14 protein-coding genes and 1 tRNA gene are annotated in these 15323 nt (G+C 61.9%); 3 read left to right on the forward strand and 12 right to left on the reverse strand.

Annotated elements, in window-relative coordinates; all coding sequences use genetic code 11:
- Positions 1-33: 33 nt before the first annotated feature.
- The 10 genes from ACUXVH_RS16650 to dapA form a co-directional block, all read right to left on the reverse strand.
- Entirely contained in the window at positions 34-1785 is a 1752-nt protein-coding gene (locus ACUXVH_RS16650; RefSeq protein ID WP_445495452.1) for a ShlB/FhaC/HecB family hemolysin secretion/activation protein, read from the reverse strand.
- Complete coding sequence (locus ACUXVH_RS16655) at positions 1760-2518, reverse strand: fimbria/pilus periplasmic chaperone (protein ID WP_065364395.1); 759 nt, start codon at positions 2516-2518, stop codon at positions 1760-1762. Before ACUXVH_RS16655 ends, ACUXVH_RS16650 begins: the two co-directional genes overlap by 26 nt.
- The gene (locus ACUXVH_RS16660) at positions 2518-5100 is read right to left on the reverse strand and encodes a fimbria/pilus outer membrane usher protein (protein ID WP_019095804.1); all 2583 of its coding nucleotides are present in this window, start codon (positions 5098-5100) and stop codon (positions 2518-2520) included. The genes ACUXVH_RS16655 and ACUXVH_RS16660 overlap by 1 nt, the downstream gene beginning before the upstream one ends.
- Before the next feature lie 176 nt (positions 5101-5276).
- On the reverse strand, positions 5277-6020 hold the full coding sequence (locus tag ACUXVH_RS16665; protein ID WP_065364396.1) for a fimbrial biogenesis chaperone: 744 nt from the start codon (positions 6018-6020) through the stop codon (positions 5277-5279).
- Positions 6021-6047: 27 nt separating this feature from the next.
- Entirely contained in the window at positions 6048-6614 is a 567-nt protein-coding gene (locus ACUXVH_RS16670; RefSeq protein ID WP_011059800.1) for a fimbrial protein, read from the reverse strand.
- 568 nt (positions 6615-7182) lie between these two features.
- Positions 7183-7272 (reverse strand) — tRNA-Ser (locus tag ACUXVH_RS16675).
- A gap of 84 nt (positions 7273-7356) precedes the next feature.
- Positions 7357-8070 carry a phosphoribosylaminoimidazolesuccinocarboxamide synthase gene (gene purC, locus ACUXVH_RS16680; protein WP_011059799.1) on the reverse strand — a complete coding sequence of 238 codons (714 nt, stop codon included), beginning with the start codon at positions 8068-8070 and terminating at the stop codon, positions 7357-7359.
- Positions 8071-8098: 28 nt separating this feature from the next.
- The gene (locus ACUXVH_RS16685; RefSeq protein ID WP_011059798.1) at positions 8099-8857 is read right to left on the reverse strand and encodes an MBL fold metallo-hydrolase; all 759 of its coding nucleotides are present in this window, start codon (positions 8855-8857) and stop codon (positions 8099-8101) included.
- A gap of 4 nt (positions 8858-8861) precedes the next feature.
- Positions 8862-9977, reverse strand: coding sequence for an outer membrane protein assembly factor BamC (bamC, locus tag ACUXVH_RS16690; RefSeq protein ID WP_011059797.1), 1116 nt, complete (start codon positions 9975-9977; stop codon positions 8862-8864).
- A gap of 17 nt (positions 9978-9994) precedes the next feature.
- Entirely contained in the window at positions 9995-10873 is an 879-nt protein-coding gene (gene dapA / locus ACUXVH_RS16695) for a 4-hydroxy-tetrahydrodipicolinate synthase (RefSeq protein WP_011059796.1), read from the reverse strand.
- A 326-nt stretch (positions 10874-11199) separates the two neighbouring features.
- Between dapA and ACUXVH_RS16700 the strand changes: the two genes are divergently transcribed.
- Together ACUXVH_RS16700 and ACUXVH_RS16705 are read left to right on the forward strand one after the other, a co-directional pair.
- Entirely contained in the window at positions 11200-11760 is a 561-nt protein-coding gene (locus ACUXVH_RS16700) for a glycine cleavage system protein R (RefSeq protein WP_011059795.1), read from the forward strand.
- Between the two features lie 9 nt (positions 11761-11769).
- Positions 11770-12243 carry a peroxiredoxin gene (locus ACUXVH_RS16705; protein WP_011059794.1) on the forward strand — a complete coding sequence of 158 codons (474 nt, stop codon included), beginning with the start codon at positions 11770-11772 and terminating at the stop codon, positions 12241-12243.
- 36 nt (positions 12244-12279) lie between these two features.
- On the opposite strand, the gene ACUXVH_RS16710 is transcribed toward ACUXVH_RS16705, so the two are convergent.
- On the reverse strand, positions 12280-13350 hold the full coding sequence (locus tag ACUXVH_RS16710; RefSeq protein WP_011059793.1) for an AI-2E family transporter: 1071 nt from the start codon (positions 13348-13350) through the stop codon (positions 12280-12282).
- A 40-nt stretch (positions 13351-13390) separates the two neighbouring features.
- Positions 13391-13630: a sulfurtransferase TusA family protein gene (locus ACUXVH_RS16715; RefSeq protein ID WP_065364397.1), complete on the reverse strand. Its 240-nt coding sequence runs from the start codon at positions 13628-13630 to the stop codon at positions 13391-13393.
- A 232-nt stretch (positions 13631-13862) separates the two neighbouring features.
- Here ACUXVH_RS16715 and ACUXVH_RS16720 point away from each other — a divergent pair, with 232 nt between their 5' ends.
- Complete coding sequence (locus ACUXVH_RS16720) at positions 13863-15296, forward strand: M48 family metalloprotease (protein ID WP_011059791.1); 1434 nt, start codon at positions 13863-13865, stop codon at positions 15294-15296.
- Positions 15297-15323 lie beyond the last annotated feature (27 nt).

The following is a 15323-nucleotide window of genomic DNA, read 5'->3' on the forward strand; positions in this document are numbered from 1 at the left end:
GGACGGCACCACCTCCGAAGCACACGCCGGCCTTCAGAAATACTGTGTCGCGCTGGCCCAGATCCGCGGCGTGCGCTCGGGCCCGCTGCCTTCCTGGTTGTTGTCCAGGGCCCAGGCACTGGTCACGCTGATCTGTTGCGAAGGACCGCTCCAACTGGCACCCACACCGGCGCCCGACAACTGGCGGCGGTTCTCGTCGTGGATCCAGGGGCTCTTGTTGACCTGCACCGCGCCGTGATCGACAAACGCCTTGAGCTGCCAGCGCGGGGCCAGGAGAAAGCGCAGTTCCAGGCTGGCCTGCCAGCCCTGGTCGCCACTGCTGGTCCCCTGGGGATAGGCGCGCACATCGAAGGGGCCGCCGATGCCGAATTTTTCCGAGCTGTCCAGGTTGGTCGAGGACCATTGGCCGTTGAACTGGCCATAGAGCTGAAAGCGCGGGCTCAGGTACTGCAGGCGCGCGGCATTGAGGTTGAGCTTCTGAAAGCCACCGTTGGTGCCGGCCGTGAAATGGTCGCGCCACTGGTCCATCGGGTCGTCGATGCTCAACCGGCCACTGCCGTAGGTGAGGTAGAAGAAGTTCTGCCCGCCGCCGAGCAGGCTGTCCTGGGAGTTGCCGTTGAGGCTCAGGCTCCACAGTTCCACATGCTTCTGGCTGCTGACTTCGAACAGATCGATGTCGTCGCGCAGGCGCTTGTCCTCGTACTGCAACTGGGCGCTGAGATCGAAGGTGCGGCTGCGGATCAGCGGCTGAGTGATGAAGACACTGCCGATGCTCGCCTGGCCGTGGGCCTCCAGCACCTCGAAGTCCCGGCTCAACTCGTAGTTCATCCGCGAATAGGCCACGCCCACACTGGTGGACCAGGGGCCCAGGGGAAGCTTGTAGGCGGCGCGGTAGTAACGCTGGTCCTCGTCGCTGCCGAGCAGGCGCAGGTTGAACTGATCGCCCAGGCGCAAGGGGTTGTTGAGGTTGAGGCTGCCCCCGAGGCGGTATTCGCCGGTGTAGTAGCCGCCGAAGTTGTCGGCCTCCAGGGTGCCGCTGGCCCAGGGCCCGGGCTGCGCATTGACCAGCAGGTCGGTGGTGCCGCGCTGCTCGCCGGCACTGAGAGTGCCCTTGACCCGGACCCCGGGAAGGTCGCTCAACAGCAGCAGGCTGCGTTCAAGATCTTCACTGCGGACCGCGGTATCGCTGTGCAGTGACGACAGCGGGCCTGTGATCACCGAGTTCAGGGCCCGGGACTGGTTGTTTACTTGAATACGACCGTAGCGACCTTCCATGACCTCGATACGCACCACGCCGTCCTCGATGTCCTGGGCCGGCAGGAAGGCCCGGGCCAGCATGTAGCCCTGGCTCTGGTAATAGGTCGTCAGGCGCTCGGCGGCCGCGCGCAGCTGGTTCAGGTCCAGCTCCTGGCCCTTGAGGTCCGCCAGCAGGGCTTGCAGCGTCTCGTTGCTGAACACCTGGTTGCCGACGATCACGAAGTCGTTGACCTGCAAGCGGATGCCGGAGGTGTCCGGAGCCTGGGCAGGGGCGCTCGGCGGCTTCGCCGGCAGGTCCAGCTCCGGTGCCGGCTGCTCCGGCAAGGCCGGTTGCGTGGCCTGGATGTCGCGCATCGCCTGCCCGGCGTTGGGCACATACACCGCGGCAGCCGCCACTGCGGGCAACATCAGCAGCAAGCCCAGGCAACCCCCGGACAATCGCTGCCAGCGCCGTTCAAGGCCCCCCGCAAGCAGGCTGTTCGACGACTTGCCCAAGGCAACTTCAGTCTTGTATCCGCGCACTTCCACTCAGCGTCTCCCCGCTGTCAGTTGCCACTTGGTAATGAACCACCGCCTGATCCGGGGTAATTCCCTGCATATCGGGCAGGGCGATCCGCGCCGAGCCGAAGGGCTCCACGGTGATCCCCTGCAATGTGATTGATCGATTGCCGCTGCCCAGCGCCACCTCAGCGAAGGACACGTAGTACGGGGTCGGGTTGCCGGCCAGCAGCGCAGCGCCAGCCTGCCCCGGCGCCACAAGGCTCCAGCGCAACTGGCGGACCGATTCGTCAGCCTTGCCGGACAAGCCCTGGGGGCGGTACAGCAGCTTCATGCGCATGCGCGATGCCAGCCGCAGCAAGTCGTCCTTCGCGGCCGCCAGGGGCGGTACTTCGAGAAAGTTGATCCAGAACACCGACTCCCGATCGCCGGGTAATGGCTCGCCGCTGTAGCGCAGGACCAGGGCTGCGTTCTGCCTTGGCTCGAGCCGGGAGATGGGTGGCGACAGCACGAACGGCACCACCAGGGCGCTGGGGTCGGCCTCGGCGTCGCCCTTGTCCAGCCAGGCCTGCAACAGGATCGGCGCACGGCCGCTATTGCCGACCCGGATGCTGATGGCCGGCTTGCCGGCGGGATAGATGAACCGTGTGCCGACAATCGACAGGTCGGCCTGGGCCCAGCCGCTGGACAAGGCCAGCAGCCCCAGCAGCCACCGGCAACCACGCAGGGAGCAAAGACGGCGATATCCGCCTTGATGGCCCATCAAGGCCGCTCCTCTACCGAACCTGCCGGCATCGCCCGGCAGGGGCGCTGAAGCACCACATAGCCCGTGGCGGAGGCCGTATCGCGGGGCGGCAACTGGTAGTCGATCAGGCACTGCTGATCCGGCTCCTGGCCCCATTCCACGCGAATCGTGCCCTGGTCCTGCTCGGTACGCAGCACCAGGCGGCTGCCCTGGCCCACCGCCCCCAACTCGGCACCGTCCTGGGCATCGACGGCCACGGCAGCAAACGGCAACTGCTGGCCATCGGGCTGCTGGCTGTCGATCAGCACCGCACGCGCCCTGCGGGTCGGGTACGAAAGCATCACCACCGCCCCCGCCACCGGCGCCACATGGCGCGAGCTGAGCAGCAGCTCGACGTCGTCGGCAACGCCAGTGGGGTCGATGTCCACGGTGTTCAATTGATAGGGGCTCAGGCTGGAGACCACGGCATAGCCGCTTCCATCCACCCGCGTATCGGCATAGCCGACCCGGGCGCCCTTGGCATCGGGAGCATGCACCAGGCCCGTGGTTTCACTCAGGGTCTGGGCGAAGGTCAAGCCACCCGAATGCAGCACCATGCCCCCGGAAGCCCCCAGAGACTGCTGGCGATAGTCGCGCCCCTGGGAAAAGCTCGAACTCAGGGAAACCTCGGGCAGGAAATAGTTGAGGCTGGCGTTGGTCGAGGTTTCGCCCTGGCGCTGGTCATGGGCGGCGGACAACGCATAGGTGGCGTCGCCATCCTTGTCCAGTACGCCGGAAATGCCGCTGGTGTAGTGCGCGCCAGAACGCTTGTCGTGGCTGGCGTAGCTGTTGATCGTGGTACCCCGGCGCCCTTCCCGCCCCAGGGGAATCGACAGGCTGAAGCTGAAAAACGTGTTGTCCGCCCCCGCGCCTGCCCGCGAACCACTGCTGGAAGCACGCATGCGCTGAGCCATGAAGGAGTAGCTGTTACCGCGCCACTGGTTGCTGTAGCCCATGGCGAAGTTCAGGGTCTGGCCCTGGCGATTCCAGTACTGGAGGCTGGAGCCCGTGGCATAGAGCTGCCCTGCGCCGTCGCCCAGTTGCTGGTTGATGTTGATATCCAGGCGGTCACGGACCCGGGCGAACGAGTCGACGCTCTCGCCCTGGTTGACGTGGTCCTGCAGGCTGATGGCGTCATGCAGGCCCAGGTAACCGCTGGTGGAATAGCGGTAGGCCAGCAATGAGAAGTTGGTCCCGCTGTTGGGCAGGTTCTTGCTGTAGGACAGGCGCACGCTTTGGCCCTGCATGCTGCCGCCCCGGGGCAGCTCGGTTCGGGCCTGGGTCAGGTCCAGGCCAAAAGCCCCGAGGGAAGTATTCAGTGCGCTGCCGATCAGCGCCGACATGTAGCTGCCGGTGAGTGCCGTGCCGGCATAGCCGGTCAATTGGTTATCCAGGCCGTAGTGCAGGGTGCCCTGGGCCACATATTGCTCGCTGCCACCGAGCCCGGGGTTCGCCACCTTGCCCGCCGTCAGGCTGTAGCGTGAGGTGCCGGGGCGCAGGGTTTGCACGGTGGTGGCAAAAGGTACGGTAAAGCGGCTGGTCTGGCCGTTGGCCTCGGTGACCGTCACGTCCAGATCCCCACCAAAGCTTGCCGCTTGCAGATCGGAAATCTCGAACGGCCCCGGTGCAACGGAGGTTTCATAGATCATGTAGCCGCGCTGATAGACCGAGACCTTGGCATTGGTGCTGGCCGTGCCGCGGATCTGCGGTGCGTAGTAGCGCTGGCTCTCGGGCAGCATGCGCGGATCGCTGGCCAGCCGGACACCGCGAAACGATACCGAGTCGAACAGATCGGCTTCGGTCACGCTCTCTCCCACCAGCAACTGCGAGTGCCAGGCCGGCAGGTCGGTCTGGGCATAGATGTAACCGCGCTGATAATGGCCGCCCACCTCCGGCGACCAGGTGGCGGTGCCGCTGTGACGCAGACGCCAGTCACCCAGGTTGAGCCCCAGGTTGAGCCCGGCATAGCCATCGGTCTGGCTTCGCCCATTGCTCTGGGAACTGAACAGGCTGGTGTTGTAGTTGAGCGTGGCCGCGGACACGCCGTAATCCCAGCTCGCCGGATCGACATAGGTTTTCGACAGGTTCTGCTGCAGGAAAAGCTGCGGCACCGACAACTCGATCTTCTGTTCCGCAATTTTGACGCGGGTGGTCGCGCCAGGGATGTAGCTGCCAAGGTCGCCGCAAAACAGCCCATCGCCCATGAGAGGGTGAGAGGAATGGGTGCCCAGGCTCGCATCGGTCTTTTTCAAGTCGATACCCAACTGCTGCAACAACGAACGGTCGTAGCACGGCTGGCTGCCCTGTGGGTCATCGCTGGCGCGGAACTGGATTTCCTGCAACGCTCGCCACTGACTGCTCACCAGCACATCAAGCAAGTACGTGCCGGGCGCGACATAGCCCAATTGTTGAAAGCGCGAGGTATCGATGGGAGTGCCCTTACCTTGAAATAGCATCTGGCTGTCGAACAACACATCCTGGCTGGAGCCCGTATCCGCGGCCTCTGCCGTCGCCGGCGCAATGCCGTCCTGGTCGGCCACCAGCACCATGGAATTGCTCATCAGCACCGCCGCCAGACACAGTGACTGCGTCGCCGGAACCCGTCTGCGGCCGGATGAAGGCCCAGAACAGCTCGCACGCAAATGCCGATGGCACGGAATACGCGACATAACGAGATCCCTGCCCCTCAAGAAAACCAAGCCACTGAAAAGCCCGCAGAAGTGATGAGGCCACCCCGTCAAAGAAGCGACTTTTTCAGCTGGCCTCGGCCGCCGAAATCATCGATCACCTCATATTCGATTGATGCCTTGGCCGGCTGTGACGGAGCGCTCGCCGGCCAGGGGAAAGACTCATATCCGAAGGGTGCGACCATGCCTGGCTTCAAATCGAATCGACGGCCTGACACAGCAACTTCCATGCGTCCGAAGGACACGTAATAAGGTGTTGGGTTGAACACTTTGATAACCGGAACTTGCGAAGCGCCTGCTCGACTTAATTCCCACTTGAGTTTTTCGCCAGCCATGCCCGCATTGCCAATCAAGTTATCAGGACGGAAGAAAATCTTGATCCGAGTCCTGAATGCAAACTGCAATACGTTCTCGTCCTGTTTTCGCCGTGGTGGCGTTTCCAGTACATTCAGCCAAAACAATGACTCGCGATCTTTTGCCAAGGGTTCTTTTGAATAAGACACACGCAATATTGCCGCCCCCCCCGCTTCCACCCGACTGACTGCAGGAGCCAGAAGAAAAGGAACCTTGATTTCCTCAGGAGACTTGTTGGCATCGCCTTCGTCGATCCAACTTTGCGCCAATAAGGCCACAGAGCCGGTGTTACTCAACTTCAATGTAACTTCACGAGCATCTGCTGGATAAACCAGGCGCGTACCTTCCAGTACTATCCCGGCATGCGCGACCCCCGACAGTATCCCCAGGAACATGACACCGATAACGAGAGAATGAACAAAACGCGCAGTCGGCGTCATGACCTGCCCCTTAATAACTAACTGCTGTTATTGGTACGCAAGGGTGTAGCGGATGTAGGACACGCCCGAACCTGCACCGACGGAGGCTTCAGTAGATACGTAAGCGGCCTGGTACTTCAGGGTTGCAGTCTTTTCAGTGGAGATCGTAGCGACCTGGGGTGCGGCTTCCGCCTGACCCAGGACGATCTTCGCCGGAGTACTGCCGTGGTCGTTGTAGATCTGGATCTGCACGCCCCTTGCAGGCTTGCTACCGATCAGCTTGAGGTTGCCGGAGGCAGGGTCGACGTTGCCGAGTTGATCGAACTCGATGGAAACGCTCTTACCAGCAGTACAGCTGGCACCCGAAAGCTGTAGTACGAACGGTTTCAGCGTAGAGGTCTTGCCGATCTCGCTAAATACAGACGGGTTGATAGTACCGAGTTCAACGTTAGTCTCGTTACCTTCGCCCGGGGCCTTGCCGTTGATATCGCAGGTGGTGTCAGAGATGCTGCCACTGAACTTCACCACGCCATCGGTAGCCTGGGCAAAGGATGGAATCAATGCTGCCAGCATCAACCCGGAAGTTGCCATGGACAAGAGAGTCTTGCGTTTCATCTGATTTCCTTTTCCAAATGATTATAAGGAAGCAACAACAAAACACTTCCCTCCGAAAGCAACCGACAATAATACTGCCGCCAGCTTGGAAGAACGGATTTGCCTGACCTTATAAAAGTTAATTAATGCTGCTTGTTCCCGGCATCCCGGCCGGCTTGAACTACAAGTTCGGATCGGGTCTGCCAGCAGCGACCAAGCATATAGAAGAGTCGATTTATTTGGATCAAGATCACTACAGCATGATTTCCGGGAATGCTCCCGCAGAGAAACAGGAAATTTCTCGGAATGGGAAACCAACTTAAACAACAGACAAACTAAAGTTATTCGCTAATAACAACTTCCTGGAATATCAATCCAATAGCCGATAACAGCATCAAGTATTGTGGACTATTGATATTTGGCCAAGCACCGCCGAATCGACCGGGCGCAGGACGCACTGATTCCGCCGGCGCTAACAGTTCGGCAGAAGGCGTTGCTGGAAAACGAGGGGGGCGCACGGCCCGGTGCGGCCGATTGCGAGCAACAAAAAAGCCCCGGAAATCGATGATTTCCGGGGCTTTCATTTGTATGGCGGAGAGATAGGGATTCGAACCCTAGGTACCGGTGAAGGTACAACGGATTTCGAATCCGTCCCATTCGGCCACTCTGGCATCTCTCCAACGGCGCGCATCATAACAGCACCTTTGCTCGAAGCGAAGCCCCCCGAGCAAATTTTTTCCGTGCTATCAGATGCTTGCGTCGATTACAGCGGTACGCCGAGGCGCTGGGCCACTTCTTCGTAGGCTTCGATCACATCGCCCAGGCCCTGGCGGAAGCGGTCCTTGTCCATCTTCTTCTTGGTGTCCTTGTCCCACAGACGGCAACCGTCCGGGCTGAACTCGTCGCCCAGGACGATGGAGCCGTCGCTGAACACGCCGAACTCCAGCTTGAAGTCCACCAGCAGCAGGCCGGCGTCATCGAACAGCTTGCTCAGCACTTCATTGACCTTGAGCGACAGCTCTTTCATGCGCGCCAGTTGCTCGGCAGTACCCCAGCCGAATGCCACCACGTGGGATTCGTTGATGAACGGGTCGCCCTTGGCGTCGTCCTTGAGGAACAGCTCGAAGGTGTAGGGGTTGAGCTTCATGCCCTCTTCCACGCCCAGGCGCTTGACCAGGCTGCCGGCGGCGTAGTTGCGCACCACGCACTCCACCGGAATCATGTCGAGCTTCTTCACCAGGCATTCGTTGTCGCCCAGCAGCTTGTCGAACTGGGTCGGCACGCCGGCGGCTTCGAGTTTCTGCATGATGAAGGCGTTGAACTTGTTGTTCACCATCCCCTTGCGGTCCAGCTGCTCGATGCGCTTGCCGTCGAACGCCGAGGTGTCGTTGCGAAACAGCAGGATCAAGCGGTCGGCGTCGTCGGTCTTGTAAACCGATTTGGCTTTGCCGCGGTAGAGTTCTTCACGTTTTTCCATGATGGGCTCCGCTTGCTAAGTAGGTGGGCTAGGCGATGTGGCGCCAGTCGAGCCCTGAATCTTGATCGGCCAGTTGCAGCCAGTCCGGGTCGCACCCGAGGGTGTCGACAAAACATTGCCGGGCCAGCTGCGGCAGGTTGTTCTTGCTGCTCAGATGAGCCAGGACCAGGTGCTGCAGGTCCTGCCATCCCAATTCGGCCACCAGGCTTGCGGCCTGATGGTTGTTCAAATGTCCCAGGTCGCCGCCAACCCGCTGCTTGAGAAAGTACGGGTAATAACCCCGTGCCAGCCGATCCCGGCAATGGTTGGCCTCGATCATCAAGGCATCCAGGCCACGGTAGCCGTCCAGCACCCCGGCGCAGTAGGAGCCGAGGTCGGTCAGCAGGCCGAAGCGCCGCTGGCCATCACTGAAGACAAATTGCGTAGGTTCCTGGGCGTCGTGGGCCACGGCAATCACGTCGATGCGCAAGGCGCCGATCTGCAGCGACTCGCCACCGCGGACAAAACCCGCGACCTCCACCGGTTTGCGCATCCCGCGCAAGGTGCCCTGGCTGAGGTAGACCGGTAGATTGTAGCGCCGAGACAGCAAACCCACGCCATGCACGTGGTCGGCATGTTCGTGGGTTACCAGGATGGCGCTCAACTGCGCGGGATCGACTCCCAGACGCAGCAGGCGCCGCTCGGTTTCCCGCAGGGAGAAACCACAATCCACCAGAACGCAGGTGTCGGCACTGACGATCAGCGTGCCATTCCCTTGGCTACCACTGCCGAGAACGGCAAAACGCATCGGATCAGCCCAGGTTGTCCTGAATCACGCCCAACACTTTGCGTGCCACATCGGCCGGCGCCACGGTGTTGATGTTCTTCTCGACGGTGACCTGGACGTTCTCGCCTACCTTGCTCAGGCGAACCTGATAGCGCTCGGCACGGGCTTCGATCTCTTCCTTGGCCGGCTTGCTGCCGAACAACTTGCCGAAGAAGCCCGGCTCGTCGTCTTTCTTCTCGGCTTTTTCCGCCAGGTTGATGTAGTACAGGCCCAGGCTGCGGTTGATGTCCTCAACCCGCCATTCGCCCTGTTCCAGGGCACGGCCAACGCTGGACCAGGCGCGATCGAGGTCGGCGCCCAGGTTCAGCACCGGGTTGCCGCTGCCATCCTCGCTGAGGCTGACTCGGCTCGGGGTATCGAAATCGCGGGCCGCCAGCAGAGACACCGAACCGCCCTTCTCGGAGGTGCGGCTCATGCTTGCCAGCATGTCGTCCACCAGCGCTGCGTCCAGGCCGGTGTTGACCGAACGGTTGGTGAATTCCACGTCGGCAGTGCTGCCGGCGGGACGCTCGGCACTGACCACGTAGACTTCACTGGTGTTGCGCTGCACGCCCGGCTCGATACGGACCCGTACGCGGGTTTCGCTGTCGGCGGCGACGCCGGCACTGCTCAGGCGCTTGGCCACGGCAGCGGAAAGTTCGTCGGAACGCTGCCAGCCGGTGGTGAACTCACCGGTTTGCGGGCGCTGTTGATCCAGGCGGAAACCGTTGTCCTGGAAGAACTGCACCGCCACTGGCCAGACTTCGGCCGGTGGATGCTGGGCCATGACCCAACGCGAATCGCCGCTCTTTTGCAGGGTGTAGTCGCTGGCATCGGCAATGGCCGACAGCGGCTGGGGACGAGGCACTTCGTACTCGCCCTTGACGTTGTCGTCGGCCACGTTGCGCGGAATCGGCAGCAGAGGGTCCAGACGCTTGGCGGTCTGTACATCCGGCGGCAATTGCATCGGTGCTGTTTGTTGCGCTTGCAGGTAATCGCTACCCCGGTCACGGAAGTAGCCTTCCGGGCCCCAGATCCAACCGCAGCCACTGGTGCTGGAGATAATCAAGGCAAGTGCGGAAAGTCCGGCCATTCGCTTCATGCGTTGTACTTCCTCAATTAAACCAAGACGCCGGACTGGCGCATGGCCTGCCGCAGCGGTTCGTGACAGGCGGCACTGAGCCAGGTGAGCGGCAGACGGATACCGTCCGGCATCAAGCCCATTTCGTGCAGGGCCCATTTCACGGGAATAGGGTTGGATTCGATGAACAGAGTCTTGTTCAGCGGCATCAGGGTCTCGTGGATCTCCCGGGCCTTGGCAGCATCGCCGGCCATGGCCGCGGCGCACATCTGGCTCATGGCCCGTGGCGCGACGTTGGCGGTCACCGAGATATTGCCCTTGCCGCCCAGCAGGATCAGCTCGACTGCGGTGGCGTCATCGCCGGAGTACACCAGGAAATCGCCGGGCACGCCGGCCAGGATGGCCTTGGCGCGCTGCAGGTCGCCGGTGGCTTCCTTGATGCCGATGATGTTCTTCACGGAGGACAGGCGGATCACGGTCTCGGCCTGCATGTCGCATGCGGTGCGGCCCGGAACGTTGTAGAGGATCTGCGGGATGTCCACGGCCTCGGCAATGGCGCGGAAATGCTGGTACAGGCCTTCCTGGGTCGGCTTGTTGTAGTACGGGGTCACCAGCAGGCACGCATCGGCGCCGGCGATCTTCGCATTGGTGGTCAGCTCGATCGCTTCGCGCGTCGAGTTGGCGCCGGTACCGGCGATCACCGGAATGCGCCCTGCAACCTGGGTGACCACCCGACGAATCACTTCGATGTGCTCGTTCACATCCAGGGTGGCCGACTCACCTGTGGTGCCGACCGCCACGATGGCGTTGGTGCCCTCTTGCAGGTGGAAGTCCACCAGTTTGCTCAGGCTGTCCCAGTCGAGATTTCCCTGTGCATCCATGGGTGTGACCAGTGCCACCATACTGCCCGCAATCATGCAACCGCTCCTGCCGGAAAAAGAGAGCGGTAATGGTACTGGCGCCAAGTTCCTTGCACAAGCGAAGTCCCGCGCCATGAGCATTCCCCTGAGCGATGGTTTTCGCTACCCTTCAGGCTTTGATCGCTACTGATAAGCGTGTAGACCGGGTTATCGCCTGCCTGTTGGATCTGCAAAGCCCCATTCCCGCGTTGCCAGCCTGTGTTCCGAGCGTTTCGGGGCCAGTCGCCGGCTTGTGGTCCGAGGCCTTGAAGTTCCGCCGGCGACGCTTGCCCGGTACTGGCTTGTCAAAAAGTACCGACCGCTCATCGCTTTAGGAATGCTGCATGTCCACCCCCACAGTTCGCGAACAATTCCTTGTCATCAGTGCCCTCGGCGCCAACCCCATGGAGCTGACCAACGTCCTGTGCCGCGCCAGCCATGAAAACCGCTGCGCCGTGGTGACGTCGCGCCTGACCCGGCATGGCGAGTGCAGCGCGCTGGTTCTGGAGATTTCCGGCAGCTGGGACGCCCTGGCGCGCCTGGAAAGCAGCCTGCCGTTCCTGGCCAAGAAGCATGCCTTCACGGTCAACGTGGTGCGCAGCGCCGCCCTGGAAAGCCGCCCCCAGGCCCTGCCTTATGTGGCCTACGTCAGCGCCGCGTACCGCTCGGACATCGTCAATGAGCTGTGCCAGTTCTTCATCGACCATCAGGTCGAGCTGGAAAACCTCACCTGCGATACCTACCAGGCTCCACAGACCGGCGGCACCATGCTCAATGCCACCTTTACCGTGACCCTGCCCGCCGGCACCCAGATCAGTTGGCTGCGCGACCAGTTCCTGGACTTTGCCGATGCCATGAACCTCGACGCGCTGATCGAACCCTGGCGCCCACAGAACCCTATGTAAGGAAGCCCCATGGCCGTTGCTATCGATCAACCTATTGCCGATTTCCAGGCCCCCGCCACCAGCGGGCAGACCGTCAGCCTGTCCGACCTCAAGGGCAAGCAAGTGGTGATCTACTTCTATCCCAAGGACAGCACCCCGGGCTGCACCACCGAAGGCCAGGGCTTTCGCGATCAATACGCCGCCTTCCAGGCTGCCAACACCGAAGTCTTCGGCGTTTCCCGCGACAGCCTGAAGTCCCACGAGAACTTCAAGTGCAAGCAGGAATTCCCCTTCGAGCTGATCAGCGACAAGGACGAAGCCGTCTGCCAGCTGTTTGACGTGATCAAGCTGAAGAAGCTCTACGGCAAGGAATACCTGGGCGTGGACCGCAGCACCTTCCTGATCGACAAGGACGGTGTGTTGCGCCAGGAATGGCGCGGGGTGAAGGTACCCGGGCACGTCGACGCCGTACTGGCCGCGGCCCAGGCCCTGAACAAGGCCTGAAATGACCGGGGCGGCTGTATCAGCCGCCCCGTTTATCTAGAGGAGAGGTGCCACCACCGGGTCCTTCCTGGGCCAGGCATCCAGCACTGCCTTGAACAGGGTCGCCAGGGGAATCGCAAAGAATATCCCCCAGAACCCCCACAGCCCGCCAAACAGCAGCACCGCACAGATGATCGCCACCGGGTGCAGGTTCACCGCGCCGGAGAACAGCAGTGGCACCAGCACGTTGCCATCCAGGGTCTGGATGATCCCGTAGACCGCCATCAGGTAGATGAACTGATCGCTCCAGCCCCACTGGAACAGCGCAATCAGCGCCACCGGTACCGTTACCACCACGGCGCCGACATAGGGCACCACCACCGAGACCCCCACCAGCAGAGCCAACAGGGCCGCATAGTTCAGGCCCAGGGCGACGAAGGCGATGTAGGTCACCCCGCCACAGATGACGATCTCGATGACCTTGCCGCGAATGTAGTTGGCGATCTGCCGGTTCATTTCATGGGCCACGCGAGTAATCAGCGTACGTTCGCGGGGCAGATAGCTGATCACCCAGCGGCTGATCATCGCCCGATCCTTGAGGAAGAAGAACACCAGGATCGGCACCAGTACCAGGTAGATCATGATGTTCACCAGCAAGGGCAGGCTGGACAGGGAGAAGGTCAGCGCCCACTGGCCGAACTTGCCGATCTCGCCCCTGGCCACTTCGATGGCCTGCAGCACCTGCTCGTCGGACACAAGATGCGGGTAGCGCTCGGGCAACAGCAGCAACAGCGACTGCCACTTGGCGAGCATGCCCGGCAGCTCGTTGAACAGGGTGATCAACTGATGCCAGAGCAACGGCACCACCACCAGGATGAACACCAGCAGCAGCCCCATGAACAGCGCGAACACCAGCCCCACGGCCGCCCCGCCAGGCAGGCGCAGCCGCTCCAGGCTCACCACCAGCCCCTGCATCAGGTAGGCCAGGACCATCCCCGCCAGCACCGGCGCGAGCATGCCGCCCAGGGTCAGGACGGCAGTGAAGGCCAGAAACAGCAGAACGGCCAGCACCACCGCCTCTTCATCCGAGAAGTAGCGCTGAATCCAGTCACGTAGCACTTTGAACATCGATGTTCCTTAGATGAAGGCCCTCAAGGGCAGACTGCGCTCAGGCCTTTTTCAACCAGTAGCGATACACCCCGGCCTCATCCTCTTCATGCAGCAGGGTATGACCGGCCAGGCGGGCGAAAGTGCGGAAGTCACGCTGGGAGCCGGCATCGGTGGCAATGACCTTGAGTACCGCGCCACTGGCCAGGCGATTGAGTTCCATCTTGGCCTTGAGCAGCGGCAGCGGGCAGTTCAGGCCGCTGGCGTCCAGCTCGGCATCATGGGCGACAACATCGGTCATTGGGTTACTCCGATCATCAATTCAAGGCGTCTAGAATACCCTGCAAGCCAGGCCCGCCGGCAATAAAGAAGGCCGACACCAGAGCACTGCCGCGCGCTGCCGAAGCCACGATCAGGTAGACGCCGGAATTTACCCAAAAGCACTTTTTATCCTCAGAGTTTTCACTGGCTTTGTCTGGTCCCCGGCCAGGTGTCCAGCTACAGTAGAGCCTTTGTCGATTAAGGCTTTGTGCATGAATGTATTGCGCCCTACCCTGCTGACGCTCGCTTGCCTGCTCGCCTCACCGGGCTTCGCCGACGACCTGCCGTCACTTGGTGATGCCAGTTCAGCCATTGTCTCTCCGCAACAGGAATACCAACTGGGCCGTGCCTGGCTGGCGTTGCTGCGCAGCCAGGTTTCGCAGCTCAACGACCCGCAACTCAAGGACTATGTCGAAACCAGCGTCTACAAACTGGTGGAAACCAGCCAGGTCAACGACCGGCGCCTGGAGTTCATCCTGATCAACAGCCCGCAGCTCAACGCCTTCGCCGCTCCCGGGGGAATCATCGGGGTCAATGGCGGGCTGTTCCTCAATGCCCAGACCGAAGGCGAGTACGCCTCGGTGCTGGCACACGAACTGGCGCACCTTTCCCAGCGCCACTTCGCCCGTGGGGTCGAAGCCCAGCAGCGCATGCAGGTGCCGATGATGGCCGCCCTGCTGGCCGGGATCGTGATTGCCGCCGCTGGCGCCGGGGACGCGGGGATCGCCACCATCGCCGGCACCCAGGCCGCAGCCATCCAGGAACAGCGGCGCTTCTCCCGGCAGAACGAGCAGGAAGCCGACCGCATCGGCATCCTCAACCTGGAAAAGGCCGGCTACGACCCGCGCTCGATGCCCACCATGTTCGAACGCCTGATGCGCCAGTACCGCTTCGATGCCAAGCCGCCGGAATTTCTCCTGACTCACCCGGTGACCGAATCGCGGATCGCCGACACCCGCAACCGTGCGGAACAGGCCCGGCAAGGCGGCACCGAAGACAGCCTTCGCTACCAGTTGATCCGCGCCCGGGTGCAACTGACCTATGAGGAATCGCCAGGGCTGGCCGCCAAGCGCTTTCGCGCGCAGCTCGATGAGAACCCGAAGAACGACATCGCTCGCTACGGCCTGGCCATCGCCCAGATCAAGGGCAGCCAGTGGAACGAAGCACGGGAAAACCTCAAGCCCCTGCTGGCCAAGTCGCCCAACGACGTGACCTACAACCTGGCTCAGATCGAACTGGACATGGCCAACAGCCGCCTGCCGGACGCGCAGACTCGGGTCGAAAGGATGCTCAACCTGTACCCGGGCAATTACCCCTTGAACCAGATCCGCGTGGACCTGCTGCTCAAGCAGAACCGCCCGGCCGATGCCGAAAAGGCCCTGGAAGGCCTGCTGAAAAGCCGCCCAGACGACCCGGATGTCTGGTACCTGGTGGCGGAAACCCGCGGCCTGTCGGGCAATATCATCGGCCTGCACCAGGCCCGAGCCGAGTACTTCGCCCTGGTGGGCGACTATCGCCAGGCCATCCAGCAGTTGGACTTCGCCAAGCGCCGGGCCGGTAGCAACTTCCCCCTGTCGTCGAGGATCGACGCTCGCCAGCGCGAGATGATGGACCAGGAACAGATGGTCAAGGACATGATGCGCTGACATTGACGCAAGCCACAAAAAAGCCCG

This window comes from Pseudomonas sp. 8(2025), from assembly GCF_052665325.1.

Bases quoted from the DNA above. Each gene is read 5' to 3' on its own strand.
- ACUXVH_RS16655 (WP_065364395.1), bottom strand. From the start codon at position 2,518: ATGGGCCATCAAGGCGGATATCGCCGTCTTTGCTCCCTGCGTGGTTGC.
- ACUXVH_RS16660 (WP_019095804.1), bottom strand. From the start codon at position 5,100: ATGAGCAATTCCATGGTGCTGGTGGCCGACCAGGACGGCATTGCGCCG.
- ACUXVH_RS16665 (WP_065364396.1), bottom strand. From the start codon at position 6,020: ATGACGCCGACTGCGCGTTTTGTTCATTCTCTCGTTATCGGTGTCATG.
- ACUXVH_RS16670 (WP_011059800.1), bottom strand. From the start codon at position 6,614: ATGAAACGCAAGACTCTCTTGTCCATGGCAACTTCCGGGTTGATGCTG.
- purC (WP_011059799.1), bottom strand. From the start codon at position 8,070: ATGGAAAAACGTGAAGAACTCTACCGCGGCAAAGCCAAATCGGTTTAC.
- ACUXVH_RS16685 (WP_011059798.1), bottom strand. From the start codon at position 8,857: ATGCGTTTTGCCGTTCTCGGCAGTGGTAGCCAAGGGAATGGCACGCTG.
- bamC (WP_011059797.1), bottom strand. From the start codon at position 9,977: ATGAAGCGAATGGCCGGACTTTCCGCACTTGCCTTGATTATCTCCAGC.
- dapA (WP_011059796.1), bottom strand. From the start codon at position 10,873: ATGATTGCGGGCAGTATGGTGGCACTGGTCACACCCATGGATGCACAG.
- ACUXVH_RS16700 (WP_011059795.1), top strand. From the start codon at position 11,200: ATGTCCACCCCCACAGTTCGCGAACAATTCCTTGTCATCAGTGCCCTC.
- ACUXVH_RS16705 (WP_011059794.1), top strand. From the start codon at position 11,770: ATGGCCGTTGCTATCGATCAACCTATTGCCGATTTCCAGGCCCCCGCC.
- ACUXVH_RS16710 (WP_011059793.1), bottom strand. From the start codon at position 13,350: ATGTTCAAAGTGCTACGTGACTGGATTCAGCGCTACTTCTCGGATGAA.
- ACUXVH_RS16715 (WP_065364397.1), bottom strand. From the start codon at position 13,630: ATGACCGATGTTGTCGCCCATGATGCCGAGCTGGACGCCAGCGGCCTG.
- ACUXVH_RS16720 (WP_011059791.1), top strand. From the start codon at position 13,863: ATGAATGTATTGCGCCCTACCCTGCTGACGCTCGCTTGCCTGCTCGCC.